The sequence below is a fragment of the Pseudomonas putida genome (genome assembly GCF_022627325.1).
Lineage (GTDB): Bacteria > Pseudomonadota > Gammaproteobacteria > Pseudomonadales > Pseudomonadaceae > Aquipseudomonas > Aquipseudomonas putida_X.
Map to the genome: position 1 here is coordinate 1 of NZ_JAETZZ010000005.1, position 22161 is coordinate 22161.

At 64.0% G+C, this 22161-nt stretch carries 20 protein-coding genes; 7 read left to right on the forward strand and 13 right to left on the reverse strand.

The genetic code is table 11. The annotated features are described in order from the left end of the window. Positions 1-209: 209 nt before the first annotated feature. From JNA92_RS09490 to JNA92_RS09530, 9 genes are all read right to left on the reverse strand, one after another. Entirely contained in the window at positions 210-815 is a 606-nt protein-coding gene (locus JNA92_RS09490) for an START domain-containing protein (protein WP_241804685.1), read from the reverse strand. 34 nt (positions 816-849) lie between these two features. Continuing rightward, complete coding sequence (locus JNA92_RS09495) at positions 850-1104, reverse strand: YkgJ family cysteine cluster protein (RefSeq protein ID WP_241804442.1); 255 nt, start codon at positions 1102-1104, stop codon at positions 850-852. Between the two features lie 121 nt (positions 1105-1225). Further along, a complete protein-coding gene (locus JNA92_RS09500; RefSeq protein ID WP_241804443.1) occupies positions 1226-1681 on the reverse strand; it encodes a hypothetical protein in 456 nt (151 codons plus the stop codon). Positions 1682-1744: 63 nt separating this feature from the next. Beyond that, positions 1745-3187, reverse strand: coding sequence for a PLP-dependent aminotransferase family protein (locus JNA92_RS09505; RefSeq protein WP_241804444.1), 1443 nt, complete (start codon positions 3185-3187; stop codon positions 1745-1747). 184 nt (positions 3188-3371) lie between these two features. Further along, entirely contained in the window at positions 3372-4184 is an 813-nt protein-coding gene (locus JNA92_RS09510) for an OmpA family protein (protein ID WP_241804445.1), read from the reverse strand. Then, positions 4181-4534, reverse strand: coding sequence for a DUF4398 domain-containing protein (locus JNA92_RS09515; protein WP_241804446.1), 354 nt, complete (start codon positions 4532-4534; stop codon positions 4181-4183). The genes JNA92_RS09510 and JNA92_RS09515 overlap by 4 nt, the downstream gene beginning before the upstream one ends. A gap of 9 nt (positions 4535-4543) precedes the next feature. Further along, complete coding sequence (locus JNA92_RS09520; protein ID WP_241804447.1) at positions 4544-5365, reverse strand: substrate-binding periplasmic protein; 822 nt, start codon at positions 5363-5365, stop codon at positions 4544-4546. A 76-nt stretch (positions 5366-5441) separates the two neighbouring features. Further along, positions 5442-6386: an electron transfer flavoprotein subunit alpha/FixB family protein gene (locus JNA92_RS09525; RefSeq protein ID WP_241804448.1), complete on the reverse strand. Its 945-nt coding sequence runs from the start codon at positions 6384-6386 to the stop codon at positions 5442-5444. Further along, positions 6387-7136, reverse strand: a complete 750-nt coding sequence (locus tag JNA92_RS09530; protein ID WP_241804449.1) for an electron transfer flavoprotein subunit beta/FixA family protein — start codon at positions 7134-7136, stop codon at positions 6387-6389. Positions 7137-7692: 556 nt separating this feature from the next. Here JNA92_RS09530 and JNA92_RS09535 point away from each other — a divergent pair. Next, a complete protein-coding gene (locus tag JNA92_RS09535) occupies positions 7693-9357 on the forward strand; it encodes an electron transfer flavoprotein-ubiquinone oxidoreductase (protein WP_241804450.1) in 1665 nt (554 codons plus the stop codon). Between the two features lie 90 nt (positions 9358-9447). On the opposite strand, the gene JNA92_RS09540 is transcribed toward JNA92_RS09535, so the two are convergent. From JNA92_RS09540 to JNA92_RS09550, 3 genes are all read right to left on the reverse strand, one after another. Further along, complete coding sequence (locus JNA92_RS09540; protein WP_241804451.1) at positions 9448-10773, reverse strand: MFS transporter; 1326 nt, start codon at positions 10771-10773, stop codon at positions 9448-9450. A gap of 71 nt (positions 10774-10844) precedes the next feature. Continuing rightward, positions 10845-11324 (reverse strand): histidine kinase, encoded by a 480-nt coding sequence (locus JNA92_RS09545; RefSeq protein ID WP_241804452.1) that lies wholly within the window; start codon positions 11322-11324, stop codon positions 10845-10847. Between the two features lie 171 nt (positions 11325-11495). Then, positions 11496-11972, reverse strand: coding sequence for a sigma-70 family RNA polymerase sigma factor (locus JNA92_RS09550; RefSeq protein WP_241804453.1), 477 nt, complete (start codon positions 11970-11972; stop codon positions 11496-11498). 204 nt (positions 11973-12176) lie between these two features. Here JNA92_RS09550 and JNA92_RS09555 point away from each other — a divergent pair, with 204 nt between their 5' ends. Genes JNA92_RS09555 through JNA92_RS09565 form a run of 3 tightly spaced genes read left to right on the forward strand, consistent with a single transcriptional unit; the run spans position 12177 to position 16727 of the window. Next, a complete protein-coding gene (locus JNA92_RS09555; RefSeq protein ID WP_241804454.1) occupies positions 12177-13355 on the forward strand; it encodes an efflux RND transporter periplasmic adaptor subunit in 1179 nt (392 codons plus the stop codon). Continuing rightward, entirely contained in the window at positions 13356-15320 is a 1965-nt protein-coding gene (locus JNA92_RS09560) for a MacB family efflux pump subunit (RefSeq protein WP_241804455.1), read from the forward strand. It begins immediately after the preceding gene. Between the two features lie 3 nt (positions 15321-15323). Next, positions 15324-16727 carry an efflux transporter outer membrane subunit gene (locus tag JNA92_RS09565; RefSeq protein WP_241804456.1) on the forward strand — a complete coding sequence of 468 codons (1404 nt, stop codon included), beginning with the start codon at positions 15324-15326 and terminating at the stop codon, positions 16725-16727. A gap of 30 nt (positions 16728-16757) precedes the next feature. Here the strand turns inward: JNA92_RS09565 and JNA92_RS09570 are convergent, their stop codons facing one another. Continuing rightward, complete coding sequence (locus tag JNA92_RS09570; RefSeq protein ID WP_241804458.1) at positions 16758-18386, reverse strand: twin-arginine translocation signal domain-containing protein; 1629 nt, start codon at positions 18384-18386, stop codon at positions 16758-16760. A 214-nt stretch (positions 18387-18600) separates the two neighbouring features. Between JNA92_RS09570 and pvdM the strand changes: the two genes are divergently transcribed. The 3 genes from pvdM to JNA92_RS09585 are packed head-to-tail and all read left to right on the forward strand — an operon-like array spanning position 18601 to position 22129. Next, positions 18601-19947: a pyoverdine-tailoring dipeptidase-like protein PvdM gene (gene pvdM / locus JNA92_RS09575; RefSeq protein WP_241804459.1), complete on the forward strand. Its 1347-nt coding sequence runs from the start codon at positions 18601-18603 to the stop codon at positions 19945-19947. Positions 19948-19963: 16 nt separating this feature from the next. Next, positions 19964-21235, forward strand: coding sequence for an aminotransferase class V-fold PLP-dependent enzyme (locus JNA92_RS09580; protein WP_241804461.1), 1272 nt, complete (start codon positions 19964-19966; stop codon positions 21233-21235). Positions 21236-21247: 12 nt separating this feature from the next. Then, positions 21248-22129: a formylglycine-generating enzyme family protein gene (locus tag JNA92_RS09585; protein WP_241804463.1), complete on the forward strand. Its 882-nt coding sequence runs from the start codon at positions 21248-21250 to the stop codon at positions 22127-22129. Positions 22130-22161: the final 32 nt, after the last annotated feature.

Here is a 22161-nt window from a genome sequence, read left to right on the forward strand (position 1 = left end):
TATCGGCGCTTTGGTGGAAGGGGTGGGGCGATGTCTCCCACAGTCTGTACTGCGTCAACAGTCAGAATCCGGCATTTAGTCCCACCACCCCTTCAAGTCTAACCATACAAGCCGGCTTGCCGGCGATGGGCTGCGTAGCAGCCCCAAACACTACCTGATTGCCATTAGCCCTCGGGCAGCCTTTTCATTGCCCCCCTCCTGCACCGGCCTTAATTCTTCTCAGCCCGCTCGCGCAAGCTTTTCAGGGTATTGAACGGCGCATCCACCACGAACTTGTTGGCCACCATGGCCGGCACACTGCCACCCGGCTCGGTGTGCACCTGATAGGTCACTTCTGTACTGCCGCCCTTGGGCACCAATTTCCAGAAGCCTTCGACTTTCGCCACCCTTACAAAGCCCTTCTCTTCAGGGATATAAGACGGCTCACCTTTGAGGTTACGCGTCAGGCTGCCATCCGCGCCTTTGACAGTAGTGACCAGCAATACCGAATCGCGCGGCGTTACCGGCCACGGCGTATTGAACTGGGTGTAGGTCCAACTCTGATCACCTTCGTGCTTGAGCAACTTCTGCGACTTGCACTCGTGAATCCACGCACAAGCCCCGGCCACATCCTCCTGCAGCGCCTCGACCTTGGCCAGCGGCGCCTTGATCACGGTGACACCGCGATAGGCCTTGTACTTGGAGCCCGGCACTTCGCTGAGGGACACCTTGATGCCCTCCTCGTCCTTGGCCACCTGCCAGTTTTCCGCCCAGGCGGCAGGCGCCAGCAGGACACCCATGCCACACAGCAGTGCAATACGCTTGAACGATCTCATCATCTTTATCCTTGTTGTCGAAGAGCCAGCTTTGTCACGCCGCCGTCATCTGCTCCCACCAACCGAGAATCCTGATTGCCTCGTCGCGATCATGGCCGCACACCTCGATATCCGCCTTGAACCCACCACACACCGCCGGCCGCTCGGGCATGCCGAACAGGTCGCAAAGGTTGTCGACGGTCAGGTGCAGGCAGCGCACGCCAGCCGGCTTGCCATCTGGCATGCGGGGCATGGCTGAAGTGATGGACGGGGCGATGCAGCAGGCACCGCAACCCTCACGGCATTTCATACAATCAGGACTCCCTGGAACAAAACGGGACGAACGTCCCCGGATACTAACCGCTCAAACATACGTTTGAAATTGCTGGCCCGATGAAATCTGTAGTGACCCAGCAGTCAGTTGCGCCCGACTACTGACGGAACTCAAAGTCGATGGCCGCCCCTTCCACATCACGACGACTGTCGTTGCGCATCTGCAATTGCATTTCGTTGCTGATCAACCGCCCATTGAGCTGAAACGGGCTATCGTCGCTGTGAGGCTTTTCGGTGAACATGGCCGGCAGCAAAGGTTTGCGCCGGGTAGCAGAGCTGCCGACATCAGGCTCGAGCTCGTTGACCATGCCGGCCGGCAAGCTGAGGTCGAGCTTTGCCTTGGGCACCGGTTTGGCCACAGCTTTGCTCACTGGCTTGCGCGGTACCTTGCGCTTGGCTTTGGGCTTGGGCTTGGCAGGCTGCTTGGCCGATGCCTTTTCAGCCGCCGCGCCCTGATGCGTCGATGCGGCAGGCTGCGCCGCCTGGGCAAGGCCACAAGGCGCCCAGAGCGGCGCGAGGCAAAAAATCAGGGCAACGCTACGCAACAGTTTCATGGACATCGGCTGGCAGGCTGGAAATGTGCGTATGCTCTCTGTTCCGACCGCACCTGGCAAGCGTTACACAAGCGCAGTTACAGACTCCCTGCACAATTGCTGGGCGAGCATACCCAGTGTCATCACCGCCCGTTCGGCTTCCTTGTTCCACGGAATGCCACAGTTGAGCCGGATGCAGTGGTTGAACTGCTCGGTATTACTGAAGATAAGCCCGGGGGCGATACTGATCCCCTGCTCCAGCGCACGCACATGCAGCTCTTGAGTATTGACCCGTCCCGGCAGGCTGACCCACAGAATGAAGCCCCCCGTGGGCCGGGTCATCTGCGTACCCTCAGGGAAGTGCTGCTGCACCGCCAACTGGTAGGCACTGAGGTTCTTGCGGTACTCCTGACGGATATAGCGCAGGTGGCGATCATAGCCGCCGTTCTCCAGGTAAGCCGCCACCCCCATCTGCGTGACACTGCATGCCGAGTGAGTGGTGAAGGTCTGCAGCCGCTGGATTTCCTCCTGGTATCGCCCCGCCACCATCCAGCCGACGCGCACGCCGGGTGACAAGGTCTTGGAAAAGCTCGAGCAGTAGATCACACGATCCAGCCGGTCGAATGCCTTGAGCGCTTTGGTCTTGCCCTGCTCGAACATCAACTCGCCATAGATGTCGTCCTCGACGATCTGGATGTCGAAGTCCGAAGCCAGGCGCAACAACTGCTTCTGCCGCTCTTCGGGAATCGTGCCGCCGAGCGGGTTGCTCAGACGCGTGGTCAGCACCAGCGCTTTGATCGACCATTGATTGGCAGCCAATTGCAGCGCCTCCAGACTGATCCCGGTGGACGGGTCGCTGGGGATCTCGATCACCTTCAGCCCGAGCAAATCAGCCAGCTGCAGCAGGCCGTAATAGGTGGGCGACTCGGCAGCGATCAGGTCCCCCGGGCGGGTCAGCACGCGCAACGACATCTGAAGGGCATCGACACAGCCATGGGTGACGATCACCTCACTGGGATCGACCAGCACACCCGCATCGCGCATGCGGATCGCAATCTGCCGACGCAACGGCTCGAAGCCTGGGCTGAACATGTAGCTGAAAGCTCGCGGGCTGTGAAAGCGCGTGACCTTGGCGATCTGCTGATGCAAGGCGCGCACCGGCAGGTAGTCGACATGGGGAACGGCGGCACCGAACGCGAACACGCCATCACGACGGGCCTCGGTCAAAACCTGCTGGATGATGCTCGCGCGGGTGACCAGGCCGGGGCGCTCGACCCTGGCAATGTCAGGCGTCTGCGCAGTCAACGCCGGGGTCTGGTGCACGTAGTAGCCCGACTGCGGCCGAGCGCGGATCAGCCCTTGGTCTTCGAGATTGGCATAGGCCTGCAGCACCGTGGCATGGCTGACGTTGAGCTGGGCGCTCATCTTGCGCACGGACGGCACGCGCTCGCCTGGCTGGTAGACACCACGGCGGATGTCATCGGCCAGTTGCTGGGCGATACGCTGATACAGCAGCAGGTTGGTCATGGCGATATCTCGACGCGCGGACGGGCTCATTGTTCTTGTACGACTCACTTACGGTAGAGGATACCGTAACAGTTGCAAAGTGTACTGGGACAGATTGCACAATAGTCGACATTACAGTGGTGTGGCCGCTATCGAAAGGGTTAGCCAGCGCGCCTCTTCGCCAGCCACGAAGAGGCGCCAGCGGTCAGCGTGCCGGGGCCAGCCTTCCTTTGTCATCGGAGAAGACGATTTCCACCCGGCGGTTCTGCGCCCTGCCCCGCTCCGAGGCATTGGCCTCGATCGGGTACTGGTCGCCATACCCTTCAACCTGCAGACGCTTTTCGTCGACACCCAGGTCGACCAGCATGTCGGCCACGGCCTGCGCCCGGTCGCGCGACAGCTTGAGGTTATCTTCCGGCGCCCCGGTGTTGTCGGCGTAGCCCTCGATCCGCACCACCCGGCGCGGGTTGAGCTGAAGGAACTGGACCAATTTGAGCACCGTGCGGCTGGCCGAATTCTTGAGATCCGCACGACCGGTATCGAACAGGACATCGCCCAGGGTCATCACCAGCCCGCGATCGGCCTGCTGCGAGGCCAACGCGGCGATCTGCGCTTCGACCCATTCACCCTGCTGCTGTACGCTGGCCAGCTTGGCCTCGCGCAAGGCCAGCTGCAGGCGCTGGCGCTCAAGGTCGAGCTTGGCCAAACGCTCCTGGTTCAGCGCCAACTTCGCGTGCTCACCGGCGATTTCGCTGTAACGCTGGCTCAGATACGCATAGTGGCGCACGTCGCTGCCGGTACCGATGTAGCTGGACAGGCGCTCGGCGCGGGCCAGCGATTCACCAGCCCGGATCACATCACGCGGTGCGCTGCGCAGTACAGCGGAGTCATCCTTGACCTTCTGAAAGGCCACGGAGGCATCGTCCAGCGCCGCGGCACTGCGCTGACTGGCGCAGCCCTGCAGCCCGCCAGCCAGTGCCAGCAATGCCAGCGCCGCCATCGGTTTGAAGCACTTCATGGCTGCATCTCCAGTTGCTTGCGCAAGCGCTTGACCCGCGACTGCAATACGTCGAGCTGCTCCTCACTCTTCTGGTTGAGTACCCGCGCCTCGGCCAGACGGGCATCGAGCTCGGCCTGCTCGGCACGCATACGGGCGTCGCGGTAGTCCTCGGTCAGCATGTCGCTCTTGGCGCGGGCGAGCTTGTCTTCGGCAAGCTTCAACTCCTCGACATGGTCGGTGGCGCCGACCGCCCTGGCCTGTTCCAGCGCCTGCTCGGAAATACGCATCTGTTCATTGGGCGCCGGGTCGTTGGCGCAGCCGGCCAGGCCGAGCATGGCCACGGCGAGGATCAGTGATTGGGTTCTCACGCACTCTTCCTACTGTTTGGGGGCGTCCGCCTGCACATCCATCTGCGCTTTCCAGCGCTCGACATTACGTTGCAGCACGGCTTCAGACGCACCGGAGATCGGCAATTCTGTCAGCTTTTTTGCCAGTTGCCCACGCAACCAGGTGTCATTGCATGCCGAGTTGTGCGACACAGCCAAGAACAGCCCGGGCCGGTCGACCGGCAGGCCGCGGGCGATCAGGTCATTGCTCATGCCCAGGCTTTGGGTCATGGCCATGCCCGCGTAGCGCCCAGCCAGTACGTAATCCACCTGGCCCAGCACCAGCTTCTGGAAGGCCTGGGTCAGGTTCTGCGCCGGCACCAGGTTCAACTGCGCCTTGGCGAAGGCGCTGAAAGCCGGGGTCAGACGGGCACGCTCCGACAGGCTACCCTGGTACCTGGCCAGATCCGCCGGGCCGTTGAATTCCACTTCAGCATCATGGCGGGTCCAGACCAGGTATTCATTGAGCTGCAAGGGCGGATGGATGTAGTCCAGGGCGGTCAACTGCTCCACCTGCAGGGGGGTGTCGAGCAACACATCCATGCGCCCGCTGCGCACCTCTTCCAGCGCCTGGTCGCGCCTGCCGGCATTGAGGACTTCCACTTTCAACCCCAATTCCCCGGCCACCTGGCGCAACAGATCGACATTGGCGCCGACCAGGTGTTTCGGGTCCTTCGGGTCTTGCCAGGAGTAAGGGGGCGCATCCGGGCTGCCGGTCGCCACCAGCCGCTCACACTTGCCAGCCGCCATCGCCAGCGGTGAAAGCATCGCCATCGTGCACACCAGCACCTTGCCTGCTTCACGCAACGCCATCCTTCACTCCTTGCCCGCATAAAAAAACCCGGCCCTCGTGAAAGGGCCGGGCTTCTTTATAAGTGAAGCAGGCGGATCAGACCAGCTTTTCCAGCTCCGGAACCGCTTCGAACAGGTCAGCGACCAGGCCGTAGTCGGCCACCTGGAAGATCGGCGCCTCTTCGTCCTTGTTGATCGCAACGATCACTTTGGAGTCCTTCATGCCGGCCAGGTGCTGGATCGCGCCGGAAATACCGACGGCGATGTACAGCTGCGGGGCAACGATCTTGCCGGTCTGACCGACCTGCATGTCGTTGGGCACGAAGCCTGCGTCGACCGCAGCGCGCGAGGCACCCACGGCAGCGCCAAGCTTGTCGGCCAGGCTGTACAGGTGCTTGAAGTTGTCACCGTTGCCCATGCCACGGCCGCCGGAAACGACGATCTTGGCAGCGGTCAGCTCTGGGCGGTCGGACTTGGCCAGCTCTTCGCCGACAAAGGCGGAAATACCCGCATCGTGCGCAGCGCCTACCGCTTCGACAGTTGCAGAGCCACCTTCGGCGGCCACAGCGTCGAAGCCGGTGGTACGCACGGTGATCACTTTCACAGCAGCGCTCGATTGCACAGTGGCAATGGCGTTACCGGCATAGATCGGGCGCTTGAAGGTGTCGGCCGATTCAACGGAAATGATCTCGGAGAGCTGGTCGACGTCCAGCAGCGCGGCAACGCGCGGCAGGATGTTCTTACCGTTGGTGGTGGCCGGGGCCAGCACGTGGCTGTAGCCGTTGGCCCCGCCTTGTTCAACAAGAGCAACGATCAGCGGCGCGACGTTTTCTGGCAAGACGTGGGCATAGGCTGCGTTGTCAGCAACCAGCACCTTGCCAACACCCGCGATCTTGGCAGCGGATTCAGCGATACCACCGACGTTCTGGCCGGCGACCAGCACGTGCACATCACCACCGATCTTGGCGGCTGCGGCGACAGTGTTCAGGGTGGACGGGGCTACGGCACCGTTCTCGTATTCAGCGACAACCAGGATAGTCATTTAGATTACCTTCGCTTCGTTCTTCAGCTTCTCGACCAGTTCGGCCACCGACTTGACCTTGATACCCGCGCTGCGGGCAGCAGGCGCTTCGACTTTCAGGGTCTTGTTGGTGGAGGCGAGCGATACGCCCAGCGCGTCTGGAGTCAGGGTCTCCAGTGGCTTCTTCTTGGCCTTCATGATGTTCGGCAGCGACGCGTAGCGCGGCTCGTTCAGGCGCAGGTCGGTGGTGACGATCGCTGGCAGGTTCAGCGCTACGGTCTGCAGGCCGCCATCGATTTCACGGGTGACGTTCAGCTTGTCGCCAGCCACTTCAACCTTGGAGGCGAAGGTACCTTGGGCGTAGCCGGTCAGCGCGGCCAGCATCTGGCCGGTCTGGTTGTTGTCACTGTCGATGGCCTGCTTGCCGAGGATCACCAGCTGCGGCTGCTCTTTGTCGACAACGGCTTTGAGCACCTTGGCCACGGCCAGGGAATTCAGTTCGTCGGCAGCTTCGACCAGGATGGCACGATCGGCGCCCAGGGCCAGGGCGGTACGCAACTGCTCCTGAGCGGTGGTCGGGCCGACGGAGACGACGACGATCTCGCTTGCCACGCCCTTCTCTTTCAGGCGCACAGCTTCTTCCACGGCGATTTCGCAGAAGGGGTTCATGGACATCTTGACGTTTGCAAGGTCGACGCCGGAGTTGTCCGCTTTGACGCGAACCTTGACGTTGTAGTCGACCACTCGTTTGACAGCTACAAGAACCTTCATGGATTCCTCGTTACTCTCCGGTGAATAGATAGTCGCCTGGGGCTAAGCCCGGCGATGCGCGTGGGTACAAGGGCACCTCTGAAAACGATACGCGCGGTGCAATCTTCACGGTGACCAATCAGTCCAGTTGAGACTCTTGCGGCAAATACCCGCGGGTCATTTCCTGTGGTGGCGTGTAAACTCCACTACAAACCGTGTTTTGGCCCGAAAGCCTTACCCCACACCTGGTTTTTAGAGGTGTACCTGCGCCCGGCGTTAAGCCTACGGCGAACGTAAAACCGCTCGTATCTTGACCGCAACACCCAATCCGGTCAATACGGCAAATCGGTCACCCTCCAGCCGCGCTCCTTTGATTTTACTGGCCTGCGGCAAATTCAAACAAACGTTTGTATTGGACCCGCCAAGTGGTGTAGATATAATGCGCGGCCAAGACAAAACGGTGTAGTTCATCCTCTGTGACGCTACAGCTCCGCTCCCGTGAAGCGCGGCGCGCATGATCACCCCACACCCATAAGACAAAGCAACAGCACCAGCCTTGATGAGTAGGAGAGAACCAGTGGAACGCGAATACATGGAATTCGACGTGGTCATCGTCGGCGCTGGCCCGGCGGGCCTGTCAGCCGCCTGCCGCCTGAAGCAGAAGGCCGCCGAAGCCGGTAGCGAGATCAGCGTCTGCGTGGTCGAGAAAGGCTCCGAAGTCGGCGCCCACATCCTCTCTGGCGCGGTGTTCGAACCCCGCGCCCTGAACGAACTGTTCCCCGACTGGAAGGACCTCGGCGCGCCGCTGAACACCGAAGTGAAGCGTGACGACATCTATGTGCTCAAGGATGCCGGCAACTCGACCAAGGTCCCTGACCTGTTCGTGCCCAAGACCATGCACAACCAGGGCAACTACATCATCTCGCTGGGCAACCTGTGCCGCTGGCTGGCCCAGCAGGCCGAAAACCTGGGCGTGGAGATCTACCCCGGCTTCGCCGCCCAGGAAGCGCTGTTCGATGAAAACGGCGTGGTCCGCGGCATCGTCACCGGCGACCTCGGTGTCGACCGTGAGGGCAATCCGAAGGACGGCCTGTACACCCCAGGCATGGAACTGCGTGCCAAGTACACCTTGTTCGCCGAAGGTTGCCGTGGCCATATCGGCAAGCAGCTGATCAAGCGTTTCAACCTCGACAGCGAGGCCGACGTTCAGCACTACGGCATCGGCCTGAAGGAAATCTGGGAAATCGACCCGGCCAAGCACGAACAAGGCCTGGTGGTGCACACCGCCGGCTGGCCGCTCGACGTGATGAGCGCTGAAAACACCGGCGGCTCGTTCCTCTATCACCTGGAAAACAACCAGGTGGTGGTCGGCCTGATCGTCGACCTGTCCTACAGCAACGCTTACCTGTCGCCTTTCGACGAATTCCAGCGCCTCAAGCACCACCCGGTGATGAAGCAGTACCTCGAAGGCGGCAAGCGCATCAGCTACGGCGCCCGTGCCATCTGCAAGGGCGGCCTGAACTCGCTGCCGAAGATGGTGTTCAACGGCGGCGCGCTGATCGGTTGCGACCTGGGCACCCTGAACTTTGCCAAGATCAAGGGCAGCCACACCGCCATGAAATCCGGCATGCTCGCCGCCGAGGCAGTGGCTGACGCACTGGCTGCCGGCCGCGAGGGCGGCGACCTGCTCGACGGCTACGTCAGCGCGTTCAAGGCCAGTTGGCTGTACGAAGAACTGTTCGCCAGCCGCAACTTCGGCCCTGCCCTGCACAAGTTCGGCCCGCTGCTCGGTGGTGCGTTCAACTATGTCGACCAGAACTGGTTCGGTGGCAAGCTGCCTTTCACCCTGCATGACACCAAGCCGGACTACGCCTGCCTCAAGCTTGCGGCCCACTCGAAAAAGATCGACTACCCCAAACCAGACGGCAAGCTCAGCTTCGACAAGCTCAGCTCGGTATTCCTCTCCAGCACCAACCACGAGGAGGAGCAACCCTGCCACCTGAAGCTGACCGACCCGAGCATTCCGATCGCCAGCAACCTGCCGCTGTACGACGAACCCGCTCAGCGTTACTGCCCGGCAGGCGTGTACGAAGTGGTCAGCCAGGAAGACGGCAGCAAGCGCTTCCAGATCAACGCGCAGAACTGCGTGCACTGCAAGACCTGCGACATCAAGGACCCGGCCCAGAACATCACCTGGGTTACCCCTGAAGGCGCCGGTGGGCCGAACTACCCGAACATGTAAGCCCGCCCTTGCAGCAAGCAAAAGCCCCCTGGCCTCACGGCCCGGGGGCTTTTTCGTTCAGGCTAGCAGCGCCCAGCGGGCGTTAGCCGTTCATTTGTCGACGCACATGAGCGGCATGGGCTCGGCCGCGAATGCCAAAGGTTCCCGGCGGCCAAAGTAGAGGGCCGTGAGCAGCCCCACCGCGCCCATGAGCAGGCAAAAGCCAACGCACACCCACGGGCTCCACGGCATCAACGCGATCAACGCCAACGGCGTGGTACTGGCCCACAAGGCGTAGGCCACATTGTAGGTGAAGGAAATACCCGACACCCGGATCTGCGCCGGGAACAGCCCGACCATTACCGACGGCACCACCCCCACCACACCACAGCACAGCCCGGCCAACGCGTAGGCCAGCCACGTCATGCCCCACTGCCCCACCAGGCTCGCATACAAGGCACCGATACCCAGCGGCAGCAGCGCGCTGTAGATCATCAGCGCCCGCCATGCGCCCAGGCGATCGACCAGCAGCCCGGCGAGCACACAACCGATATTGAGAAAGACGATGCCTACGCTGCTCAAGGCGAACGTGTGCGCGGCGGTCATGCCGAAGCGCTGCTGCATGACCGTCGGCGTGATCACCACCAGCACCACCACCGCCGAGGTCAGCACGCAGGTCAGCAGCGCAGCCGGGATCAACGCCCCACGATGCTCGCCCAGCACCCGTCGCAGCGGGAACTTCACCGGCTGCTCCTTGCGCTCGCGCAAGGCCAGAAACACCGGGGTTTCACTCAGCCAACGGCGCAACCACACGCCGATCACCCCAAATACCCCGCCGAGCAGGAACGGGTAACGCCAGGCGTAATCGAGAATTTCCTCGGCGGTAAACACCTGAGCCAACAGTGTCGCAGTCAGTGCCCCCAGCAAATAGCCAAAGGTCAACCCGGCCTGCAGGAAGCCCAGGGCGTAACCCCGCCGCCCTTGCGGTGCGTGTTCGGCAACGAATGTCCAGGCACTGGGCACCTCGCCACCGACCGCAGCCCCCTGCAGTATGCGCAGCGCCAGCAAGACCAGCGGCGCCGCGTAACCGATCTCAGCATAGGTCGGCATCACCCCGATCAGCAGGCACGGCAGCGCCATCATCAGAATGCTCAGGCTAAATACCCGTTTGCGGCCCAGGTGATCGGCGAAGTGCGCCATGACGATGCCGCCCAGCGGCCGCGCCAGGTAGCCGGTGACGAAAATCCCGAAGCTTTGCAGCAGGCGCAACCACTCAGGCATTTCAGGCGGGAAGAACAGCTGGCTGAGGGTCAGGGCGAAGAACACGAAGATGATGAAATCATAGATTTCCAGCGCGCCGCCCAGGGCCGCCAGGCCCAGGGTCCGGTGGTCGCCGCGGCTGAACCGGGGCGGGCGAGCGGTATCGATGGCAGTCATGGCACAGGTCCGCAGATCGGCAAAGGGCAAGAGGATAACAAATACCCGCTGCCTTGCCCTGCCCGCTGCAGCTATCGGCTGAAGACCGTGTGGGCGAAGTTCCTGCGCGGGTAGGCCGGCGGCCCACTGCTGGAAAGGCCGGACGGCAAGGCCAGCTTGCCGATCACCACCGGCGCATCGATCAGCGCCATGAAGGACTCAAGGGCCTCGTTGTCCGGCACCTGCGGCAGGCTCACACTCACCGCCTGGCGCTCGCTCGGCGGCACACTGGGGACCTTCAGGTGCCGCGAGTGGTACAGCAAGGCATGCTGAATCTGCGTGCTCACCCGGCAGAAGCGCGCCAGGTCGACACCCGCATGGCTGGCCAGCTCGAAATTGCCCAGCAGCAGGTTGAACGGCTCCAGCGCGCACTGTACCAGGCGCTGCAGTTCGTCGAAGGAGCCCACCGGGGCAATCCGGTAATAGCCCAGGCCATTGAGCAGCCTTTCCAGCTGCAGGCGCTGGGACGGGTGCTCGTCGGCGATCAGGATGCGCAGGGTCTTGTTGGTCATTGTCGGACCTGGGCAGTCAGGTGAATAGGGACACGCTCCCTGACCAAACAGCGCCAGTGACAGGCAACCACCAGGGCGGCGCCTGGCGGGGTCAATTTAGATAGTTGTCTTGAAACCGTTAGAAATCAAGTTGCCAGCACACAGAATTTTCACCGATGCACTACCTTTTTTTCAGGATTCCCACTGGCGCATGCGCACCCGGCAATGCTTCATGGCGTTGACGATGTGCTTTTCCACCAGGCTGCGCGAGATGCCCAGGTGCTCGGCGATCTGCTGATGCGACAGGCCTTCGAGCTTGCGCAACAGGAAGCTGTCACGGCAGGGCTGGCTCAATTCATCGAGTGCCTTCTGCATCAGCGCCAGGCGCTGGTCCAACTGCATGGTCTGGGTAGGCGCCGGGCTGTGCCAGCGTTCGTCCAGGTCCAGCACTTCCAGCGGTTCGGACTGGCGCAGCAGGTGGCGTCGATGACGGTCGATCACCAGGTTCAGCGCCGTGCGGTAAAGGAACGCGCGCGGATGCTCGATCTGCTGCGTACCGGTGCGTTCGAGCACCCGCAGATAAGCATCGTGAGCCACATCTTCAGCCGCCTGGCGGCTGCCCAGGCGCGCAGAGAGGAAGCTCACCAATTCGCGATAGTAGTGTTCCACGACGGCACCTGGTGTACGTCCTGACAGGCTCGGACAGGGTCATGTGATATCAGCGTGGGATCTTACAAATTATAATGATTCTCAGCAACTGTACTTCCCCTGCGCCAGCGCAGCTAAATCCGCCCCGCGCGCCTTCGTTTAACTGGCACCTCCGTGCGCACCTTGATCTGGCTGCGTGTGGCCACCCATTGGCTGGAAGTCCGCATGAGTCGCATACCCAAAACCCGCCGCCACCTCTTGGCTGGCAGCCTCGGCCTGCTGGCCGTTGGCAGCCTGCTGGCCTGGAAGGCGCTTCCTTTGGGCGCCTTGCCCGTGAGTACCGTCGCGGTCACCCGCGCCGACATCGAAAGCAGCGTCACCGCCCTGGGTACGCTGCAGCCGCGAAGGTATGTGGATGTCGGCGCCCAAGCCTCCGGGCAGATCCGCAAGCTGCACGTAGAGGCTGGCGATCAGGTGCACACGGGGCAGCTGCTGGTAGAGATCGACCCCTCTACCCAACAAGCCAGGCTGGACGCCGGGCGTTTTTCGATCGACAACCTCAAGGCGCAACTGGCCGAGCAGCGCGCACAGTACCGGCTGGCCACCCAGCAGTACCGGCGCCAGCGCGAACTGGCTGGCGCCGGCGCCACACGCGAGCAAGACCTGCAGGCAGCCGACGCCCAGCTCAAGGTCACCCAGGCCCGCATCGACATGATCCAGGCGCAGATCCGCCAGGCCCAGGCCAACCTGCGCAGCGATGAGGCGGAGCTTGGCTATACACGTATCTACGCGCCGATGGACGGCACCGTGGTGGCGGTGGATGCCCGTGAAGGCCAGACCCTCAACGCCCAGCAACAGACGCCGCTGATTCTGCGGATCGCCAAGCTCTCGCCGATGACCGTGTGGGCCCAGGTGTCCGAAGCCGACATTGGCAAGGTCAAGCCTGGCATGAGCGCCTATTTCACCACCCTGGCCGGCGGCAAACGCCGCTGGAACAGCAGCGTGCGGCAGATCCTGCCAATCCCGCCCAAGCCGCTGGCGCACGCCAGCCAGGGCGGCGGCGGCCCTGCCAGTGCCATCGCCGGTACCACAGGCAGCCAGGTGGTGCAGTACACCGTGCTGCTGGACGTCGACAACCCCGACGGGGCGTTGATGGCCGACATGACCACCCAGGTGTTCTTCGTCGCCGGCCAGGCCAGCCAGGTACTCACCGCGCCACTGGCGGCACTGGACGACAGCCAGGCTGATGACCTGCGCATGGCCCAGGTACTGGGCGAGGATGGCAAGGTCGAACAACGCACAGTGCGCATCGGCCTCAGCGACCGGCTGCGCGCGCAAGTGCTCGATGGCCTCAGCGAAGGCGAGCGCCTGGTCATCGGTGCGCCCCTGGCCAGCGGAGGTTGAATGGCCGTTCCCCTGATCGAACTGCGCGACATCCGCAAATCCTACGGTGGCATCGACACCCCCAAGGTCGACGTGCTGCGCGGCATCAGCCTGAGCATCCACCCTGGCGAATTCATCGCCATCGTCGGTGCATCGGGCTCGGGCAAGTCGACCCTGATGAACATCCTCGGCTGCCTCGACCGCCCCACCTCGGGCCATTACCTGTTCGCCGGCAAGGACGTGGCCCGGCTGGGCAGTGACGAACTGGCCTGGCTGCGCCGCGAAGCTTTCGGTTTCGTGTTCCAGGGCTACCACCTGATCCCTTCAGGCTCAGCCCAGGAAAACGTCGAGATGCCCGCCATCTACGCCGGCACTGCGCCCGCCGAGCGCCACGCCCGCGCCGCCGCCCTGCTGGAGCGCCTGGGCCTGGCCAGCCGCACCGGCAACCGCCCGCATCAATTGTCTGGCGGCCAGCAGCAACGGGTGTCGATTGCCCGCGCACTGATGAATGGCGGCCATATCATCCTTGCCGACGAGCCGACCGGCGCCCTGGACAGCCGCAGCGGTACCGAGGTCATGGCCCTGCTGGACGAACTGGCCAGCCAGGGCCATGTGATCATCCTGATCACCCACGACCGCGAGGTGGCGGCGCGGGCGCGCCGGGTGGTGGAAATCCGCGACGGGCTGATGATCAGCGACTCGGCCGGCGACCAACCTCCAGACAGTGCGCCGCAAAACCTGCAAGCCGATGACCTGCGCCAGCGCCTGGACCGCGGTACGACCGTGCGTGGTGCGTGGCAAGGCGAGCTGCTCGAGGCGCTGCAGGCAGCCTGGCGGGTGATGTGGATCAACCGGTTCCGCACCGCCCTGACCTTGCTTGGCATCGTCATTGGCGTGGCTTCGGTCGTGGTCATGCTGGCCGTGGGCGAAGGCAGCAAACGCCAGGTCATGGCCCAGATGGCCGCGTTCGGCTCCAACATCCTCTACCTCAACGGGCGCCCGCCGACGCTGCGCGAGCCCGGTGGCATCGTCACGCTCGATGACGTCGCCGCCATCGCCGAACTGCCCTTGGTTCGGCGCGTCATGCCGGTCATCGGCGGCGACCTGATGGTGCGCCACGGCAACAACAACCAGAAGTTCTATGTGGGCGGCAACAACGTCGAATTCCCCGCCATCCTCAACTGGCCGGTCGTGCAGGGCAGCTTCTTCAGCGAGGCCGACGAACGCAGTGGCGCTGCCGTGGCGGTCATCGGCCAGAAAGTCCGCGACAAACTGCTGGCCCCCGGCACCGACGCGCTGGGTCAATACCTGCTGATCGGCAACGTGCCGTTCCAGGTCGTTGGCGTACTCGCCGGCAAGGGCGCAAGTTCGGGTGACCAGAAGAGCGACGAGCGCATCGTGGTGCCTTACTCCGCCGCCTCCATGCGCCTGTTCGGCAGCCACGATCCGGAATACGTGATCATCGCCGCCGCCGATTCGGCCCGGATCGCCGAGACCGAAGCCGCGATCCAGCGCCTGATGCGCAAGCGCCATCAAGGCAAGGACGATTTCGAGCTGACCAACGATGCAGCCTTGATCCAGGCCGAAGCGCGCACACAAAACAGCCTTTCGCTCATGCTCGGGGCGATCGCTGCGATCTCGTTGCTGGTCGGCGGCATCGGCGTGATGAACATCATGCTCATGACCGTGCGCGAGCGTACCCGTGAGATCGGTATCCGCATGGCCACCGGCGCGCGCCAGCGCGACATCCTGCGCCAGTTCCTCAGCGAGGCGGTCATGCTGTCGATGGTCGGCGGGCTGAGCGGCATCGTGCTGGCGCTGCTGATCGGCGGCGGGCTGATACTCGCCGACGTCGCCGTGGCCTTCGCCCTGCCCGCCATTCTCGGCGCCTTCAGTTGCGCCGTCATCACCGGCGTGGTGTTCGGCTTCATGCCAGCACGCAAGGCCGCCCGACTCGACCCGGTCAAAGCCCTTACCAGCGAATAATCCATGACATTGCCAAGCCGCATCAGCCTGTTGACCCTGTGCCTGGGCCTCACCGCCTGCACTACCCCCCCTGCGCCCTCAAGCGGCATCAGCGCACCGCAACACTGGCAAGGCAAGGCCGCTGCGCCCGCCATCGCACTGCCATCGGGGCCCTGGTGGCAGGCGTTCGCCAGCCGTGAGCTGGACCACCTGGTCAAGCGCGCACAACACAACGCCCATGACCTCGCCGCAGCCGCGGCCCGCGTACGCCAGGCCCAGGCCCGCGCCGTGATCGCTGGCGCGCCGCTGTTGCCAGAGGTGCAAGGGGGCCTCGATGGCAGCCGGCAACGCCTGCTGCACGGCGAAGGGTCCGACCAGTTGGACGTCAGTAGCAGCGAGCCCACCTACACAGCCTTCGGCCTGCAACTGACCGCCAGCTACGAACTCGACTTCTGGGGCGGCCTGCGCGCGGCGCGGGCGAGCGCGCTGCACGGCCTAGACGCCAGCCGCTTCGACCGCCAGACGGTGGAACTGACCTTGGTCAGCGCCGTTGCCGACAGCTACCTGCAAGGCCTGGCCCTGGAAGAACAACTGCGCATCGCCCGCCTTAACCTGCGCAATGCACGGGCGGTGCTGAACCTGGTCGAAACCCGCCAGCGCGCGGGCTCCGCGACCCGCCTGGAACTGGCCCAGCAGCGCAGCCTGGTGGCGGCTGTGGAGCGCCAGGTGCCGCTGCTCGAGCAAAAGCGCCAAGACAGCCGCGTCACCCTCGCCACCTTGCTCGGCGACCCGGTACAGGCCTTGCCGGCCAGCCGCCAGCCGATCACCACCCTGCACTGGCCGGCAATCGGCAGCGGCGTTCCCAGCGAGCTGCTGACTCGCCGCCCCGACATCGCCGCTGCCGAAGCACGCCTGGCCGCCGCCAACGCCAATGTGCAGGTGGCCAGGGCGGCCATGCTGCCGAAGCTGACGCTTGGCGCCAACCTGGGCACGGGCGCGAACACCTTTGCCCAGGTGCTCGACAGCTCCTACTACACCCTCACTGCCGGCCTGGTCGCGCCCATCTTCAACAACGGCCGGCTGCGCGCCTCACGCGAGCTGGCCGAAGCCGAGCAGGACGAATTGCTCGAACAGTACCGCAGCAGCATCCTGGCCGGTTTTGCCGACGTGGAAAAAGCCCTCAACGCCATCGAGGGTGTGGAGCGTCAACGGCTGTGGCAGGACGAGGAAGTGGTGCAGGCACGCCAGGCCTTCGGCCTGGCACAACAGCGCTATGAAGCGGGTGCCGAGACCCTGCTGAGCGTACTGGAGACCCAGCGCACGCTTTACCTGGCCCAAGACCAGCAGGCGCAGTTGCGCCTGGCCCGCCTGCAGGGCAGCGTGGCGCTGTACAAGGCACTTGGGGGTGGCTGGCAGCTACCGCACTGAAAAGGCCGCGACGGCTTGCGGCCGATGTTTTCAGCGCTGCGCCAACTTCAGATTGCGCGCGTACCAGGGGCGTTGCGGGACTTTCGGCCGCAGCTTGGCGAACAGGTCATCGTCGCCAAAGATGATGCGTAACGCCAGCTTCATGGTCTCCGGGTCCATCTCCACACTGCGCCCGGGCCGCAGCCCCGGTACCGTCGAGCAACCGTGGGTGTCTGGCCCCAGCCACGGGTCGGCCACTTCGACCCAGCGCCCAGGCGCAAACCACGGCACACCGTTGACGTCCAGGCGCCTGACCTGCCCCGGGTGCACCCGCTCATGGGCGCGGAACCAATCCTCGATACGGTCGTCGATCCAGCCGTGGAAGTGCCAGAACACCGGGTTTACATGGGATGAAAACGGATCGCCGAGGAAGTCGTTCTCGGCCTGGAACCAGCGTGCGGCAAAATCTTCCGGTTTGCGTGCGAACGGCACCGGCAGGCCACTGGAGGGGTCGCGCGGCACCGAAGCCCAGCGCATGTGCAGCCAGTCGTGCAAACCCAGCTCCATTTCCGAACCGAACTGCCCCAGCGTAAGCGTGCTCAGGTAGTGCGGGTCGGTGTACTTCGACTCCCATACCTGGAAGTTGGCGTGGAACGTATCGGGCGTCTTTATATCGCGCACCCATTGGGTGTACGCGGCATCGCCCGAAGCCAGCCAAGTGGGCGGCAAGGCATTGCCATCATGGTTGTCGAAATAGCGGGCGAAGCCGATGCGGTCGCGCTCAAGCTCAGGTTGCGGCAGTGGAAAACGCTTCCAGGAGGGTAAATCCTGATGGGCCCGGGCTGCACCCAGCATGTGCCGGTGCATGAAGAAGAAATCCACGCCCGAGCCGTTGCGGTCCTTGTGCCGGCCCCGCGCATCGCGCTCATGGCCGCGCGGCCCTGGCTGCCAGCCCAGGCCGCGCAGCGCCGCCTGCTGGTCCTTGTCCAGCTTGTGCCACTTGTCGCGCGAGGCATGCCAGAGCTGGTGGAACAATCGATGCTCCGGCGCGATCAGGCTCGCCAGCAATGCCGGTGACAAGGGCGCCCGTTCCCGGGCCTCGGGGAACGGGCGCTTGAGCGCAAGAAAGCGGTTGTCCTGCTCGGGCAAGGTCAATGCGCGCCCCAGCGGCAGCATGCGGCCATTGAGGGTCGCCTGGCCGGCGTTGCCGAACCCGCCCCAGGCTTCGTCGAGGACCACCTGGCACTCATAGCTCACCTGCTCCTGCCCCGGCTGCGTCGAAAACAGCCGCCAGCGCAGTGCCCCTGGCTTGTCCGCCAGCAGGTCGCCCATCACACGATAGCGCGGCTCTTGCGTACCCCGCAGGCGCTCGGGCGTGTCCAGGTAACCACGCAGGCCACGCCCACTGTGGGCCACGTCCAGCAACAGCTCCAGCTCCCCCCCAGGCAAACCGTGCAGCCCTGCGTCCGCGCCCTGCGCCGTCCAACGCCAGCACCCGCGCAAGGTGTCCCCCAACTGCTGCAGGGGCGCATCGGCAAGTTCGACCACGGCTTCGCCCGGGGTTTCAGGAAACTGCTCGTCGAACTGCTGGCGCTGCACGTGCCGCACGTACAGCGCGGCGGGCACCGCCACGCCTGTCAATGCCACACCGGCGATGAAGCCGCGTCGAGAAATCGTCATTGCACTACCTGAGCATTCATTGCGGCCATGGAACACGGCCCGTCCAAGGCTAGAACGTTGTGCACCACGCAAAATTTACCGCCGCGGGCGGACCGCCCGTGGCGCAGCCAACGATAAATTTGCCCTGCCGTTGTTCGTCCACCTGATACCCAAGCCCTGCCCGCGCAGACCCTGAGCCGGCAGCCGCCCCGATCACCCGCGCAACGAGATGGCAATGACCAAGACCCGTTCCCGCAAAGCCCTGTACATCGGCCTGCCCCTGGCCCTGACCGTTGCCCTGGCGAGTGCCGCTGGCTACTTCTATTGGCAGCACCTGCACGCAGGCTACCCGCTGAAAATCGTGCAACAGGCTGAGCAGCTGCACGAGCACATGCTCTCGTTCGACAGCCATATCACCGTGCCCTTGAGCATGGGCAGCGAGGGGCACGAAGTGGACAAGGATGGCCCCGGCCAGTTCGACCTGGTCAAGGCCAACCGTGGCCGCCTCTCAGGTGCCGCCCTGACCGTATTCGGCTGGCCGGAAATCTGGAACGGCCCGAACGCTCCGCACCGCCCTACCCCCGGTTTCGTCGATGCCGCCCGGCAAGAACAGGAAGGGCGTTACAAGATCATCACCGGCATGGTCCGCGACTTCCCCAACCAGGTCGGTATCGCTTACACCCCTGACGACTTCCGGCGCCTCAACGGCGAAGGCAAGTTCGCCATCTTCATCAGCATGCTCAATGCCTACCCGCTGGGCCACGACCTGTCGCAGCTCGACCTGTGGGCGGCACGTGGCATGCGCATGTTCGGCTTCAGCTACGTCGGCAACAACGACTGGGCCGACTCTTCGCGGCCGCTGCCGTTCTTCAACGACACCGCCGATGCCCTGGGCGGCTTGTCACCGCTGGGCGAACAGGCAGTGAAACGCTTGAACGACCTGGGCGTGATCATCGATGTGTCTCAGATGTCCACCTTGGCACTCGAGGATGTCGCTCGCCTGTCGCGCGCGCCAATCGTGGCTTCGCACTCGGCACCGCGGGCCATGGTGGATATCCCGCGCAACCTCTCCGACAAAGAGATGCAACTGATCAAAGAGAGCGGCGGCGTGATTCAGGTGGTTGGCTTCGGTCAGTACCTCAAGCCCCTGACCCAGCCGGTCGTGGACAAGCTCGATGCCCTGCGTGCGCGCTTCGACTTGCAACCGCTGCAAGGCCTGACCAATGCCTTGATGCCGGGCGACGCGGTGATTGCCATCTGGCCAGAGGCCCGCTTCGGCGAGTATGCAAGCTCGCTGTACGCCATCCTGGAAGACGAACCCAAGGCCACCTTGAAACAGTACGTCGACGCCATCGACTACACCGTGAAAAAGGTCGGCATCGACCACGTCGGCATCGCCTCGGACTTCAACGATGGTGGCGGCCTGGAGGGCTGGAAGGACGTCAGCGAAATCAGCAACGTCACCGCCGAACTGCTGATCCGCGGCTACAGCGAAACAGACATTGCAAAGCTCTGGGCGGGCAATTTCCTGCGCGCCTGGGAGCAAGTCCAGCGCGCTGCCCACCCTGTCGCCAACCGTTGAGCCGAGCCTGCCTACCATGAGCAACCGCCGTAGCTTCCTGAAACAGGCCGGCCTGCTGGCCGCGAGCCTGCCACTGCTGCCCCAGGCCCTGGCTGGCGCCAGCGCACCACTGAGCGGCCCCGACAAATGGCGCAACCTGCGCACGCTGTTCCCGCTCGACCCACAAGTCGCGCACTTCGCCAACTTCCTGGTGACCGCCCACCCGCGCCCGGTACAGGCAGCGATCGACCGCCACCGTGCCGCGCTGGACCGCAACCCCGCCGCCCTGATGGACTGGGAAAGCCAGTACGAATGGCAGCGCGAGGATGAAGTGCGCGAGTGGGCCGGGCGCTACCTTGAAGTCAAACCGCGCCAGGTGGCCCTGACCGGGAGCACCACCGAAGGCCTGGCGATGATCTATGGCGGCCTGAAGGTCGGCGCCCACCAGGAGATCCTGGTCACCGAGCACGAACATTACTCCACCCACAAGGCGCTGGCCTTCCGCGCCCAGCGCCAGGGCACCCTGACCCGCAAGATCCGCCTGTTCGACGACCCGTGGACAGTCTCCACCGACCAGGTGCTCAGTACCCTGGACAAAGCCATCCAGCCGCATACCCGCGTGCTGGGCATGACCTGGGTGCACTCCGGCAGTGGCGTCAAGCTGCCGGTCGGCGAGATCGGCGCGCTGGTGCGCCAGCACAACCGCAACCGCAGCGAAGCCGAGCGCATCCTCTATGTGGTCGACGGTGTGCACGGCTTCGGCGTGGAGAACGCGCGTTTCGCCGACTTCAACTGCGACTACTTCATCGCCGGCACCCACAAGTGGATGTTCGGCCCGCGTGGCACGGGCATCATCTGCGCGGCCTCCACCGGCATGGAGCACCTCACCCCGACCATGGCCACGTTCTCCCGCGATGAGGACTTCGCCACCATCATGACCCCGGGCGGCTACCACGCCTTCGAGCACCGCTGGGCCGCCAATGAGGCCTTCAAACTGCACCTGGCGCTGGGCAAGGACGACGTGCAACAGCGCATCCACCAACTCAACAGCCTGCTCAAGGGGCGCCTCGCCGAGCACCCCCAGGTGCAACTGGTGACACCGCGCAGCGAGCGCTACTCGGCCGGTTTCACGTTTTTCCGCATCAAGGACCGCGACCCCGACGCCGTCGCCGCCCACCTCACCGCCAACAAGGTGATGTGCGACGCGGTGTATCGCGATGTCGGCCCGGTGATCCGCCTGGCCCCCAGCCTGCTCAATGACGAGCAGCAGATCGACCGGGCCATGGCCCTGATTACCCAACAACTCTGACAAGGCATCCCCATGACCGCTTCCATGCATCGCCTGACCCTGGCCGGCCTGCTGGCCGCCTGCAGCCTGCCGGCCCTGGCAGCACAAGCCGCCCAACCCCCGGGCACGGTGTTCCGTGACTGCGACACGCTCTGCCCGGAGATGGTGGTGCTGCCCGCCGGCACCTTCAACATGGGCACCCCGCCCGACGAAATGGGGCGCCAGGATGACGAAGGCCCACAGCATGCGGTGACCTTCGCCAAACCCTTCGCCATCAGCCGCTTCCAGGTGACCGCCGAGCAATGGGATGGCTACCTCAAGGCCACGGGCACGCGCATCGCCGACGGCGACGATCGCCCGGGCCGGCGCTGCACCGCCAGCAAGCCGAGTTACAAACAGGGCCCGCAGCAACCGGCAGTGTGCATGAGCTACCACGACGTGCAGGACTACGTGGCCTGGCTGTCGAAAAAGACCGGCAAGCACTACCGCATGGTCAGCGAGGCCCAACGTGAATATGCCGCACGCGGTGGCAGCACCGGCATGTACCCCTTCCCCATCGACCCAGACGCCACCTTGGAAATCAGCCAGCACGCCAACGTCTACGGCCCCAAGGATGGCTACAGCTACAGCTCGCCCGTGGGCAGTTACCCGGCCAACGCCTTTGGCGTGTACGACATGCACGGCAATGTCTACGAATGGGTCGCAGACTGCTACCACAACAGCTACGCAGGCGCACCGGCCGACGGCAGTGCCTGGGGCCAGGCCAGCCGGGCCAAGGACAGCTGCAAGGTGGTCAGCATCCGCGGCAACGACTGGGGCGAGGCGCCGATCTTCTCCCGCTCGGGCAACCGCAACACCAATTTCCCGGAGCGCCTGGGTGACTGGCTGGGTGTCCGGGTGGTCCGCGACCTCTGAAGGTACGCGGTTAAATTGCCCTGCGGGCCACT

Coding starts and splice junctions, on each gene's coding strand:
- JNA92_RS09520 (WP_241804447.1), bottom strand. CDS start 5,365: ATGGCGTTGCGTGAAGCAGGCAAGGTGCTGGTGTGCACGATGGCGATG.
- JNA92_RS09545 (WP_241804452.1), bottom strand. CDS start 11,324: ATGACCAACAAGACCCTGCGCATCCTGATCGCCGACGAGCACCCGTCC.
- JNA92_RS09495 (WP_241804442.1), bottom strand. CDS start 1,104: ATGAAATGCCGTGAGGGTTGCGGTGCCTGCTGCATCGCCCCGTCCATC.
- JNA92_RS09490 (WP_241804685.1), bottom strand. CDS start 815: ATGAGATCGTTCAAGCGTATTGCACTGCTGTGTGGCATGGGTGTCCTG.
- JNA92_RS09505 (WP_241804444.1), bottom strand. CDS start 3,187: ATGACCAACCTGCTGCTGTATCAGCGTATCGCCCAGCAACTGGCCGAT.
- JNA92_RS09510 (WP_241804445.1), bottom strand. CDS start 4,184: ATGAAGTGCTTCAAACCGATGGCGGCGCTGGCATTGCTGGCACTGGCT.
- JNA92_RS09530 (WP_241804449.1), bottom strand. CDS start 7,136: ATGAAGGTTCTTGTAGCTGTCAAACGAGTGGTCGACTACAACGTCAAG.
- JNA92_RS09540 (WP_241804451.1), bottom strand. CDS start 10,773: ATGACTGCCATCGATACCGCTCGCCCGCCCCGGTTCAGCCGCGGCGAC.
- JNA92_RS09585 (WP_241804463.1), top strand. CDS start 21,248: ATGACCGCTTCCATGCATCGCCTGACCCTGGCCGGCCTGCTGGCCGCC.
- JNA92_RS09580 (WP_241804461.1), top strand. CDS start 19,964: ATGAGCAACCGCCGTAGCTTCCTGAAACAGGCCGGCCTGCTGGCCGCG.
- JNA92_RS09555 (WP_241804454.1), top strand. CDS start 12,177: ATGAGTCGCATACCCAAAACCCGCCGCCACCTCTTGGCTGGCAGCCTC.
- JNA92_RS09525 (WP_241804448.1), bottom strand. CDS start 6,386: ATGACTATCCTGGTTGTCGCTGAATACGAGAACGGTGCCGTAGCCCCG.
- JNA92_RS09560 (WP_241804455.1), top strand. CDS start 13,356: ATGGCCGTTCCCCTGATCGAACTGCGCGACATCCGCAAATCCTACGGT.
- JNA92_RS09565 (WP_241804456.1), top strand. CDS start 15,324: ATGACATTGCCAAGCCGCATCAGCCTGTTGACCCTGTGCCTGGGCCTC.
- pvdM (WP_241804459.1), top strand. CDS start 18,601: ATGACCAAGACCCGTTCCCGCAAAGCCCTGTACATCGGCCTGCCCCTG.
- JNA92_RS09500 (WP_241804443.1), bottom strand. CDS start 1,681: ATGAAACTGTTGCGTAGCGTTGCCCTGATTTTTTGCCTCGCGCCGCTC.
- JNA92_RS09570 (WP_241804458.1), bottom strand. CDS start 18,386: ATGACGATTTCTCGACGCGGCTTCATCGCCGGTGTGGCATTGACAGGC.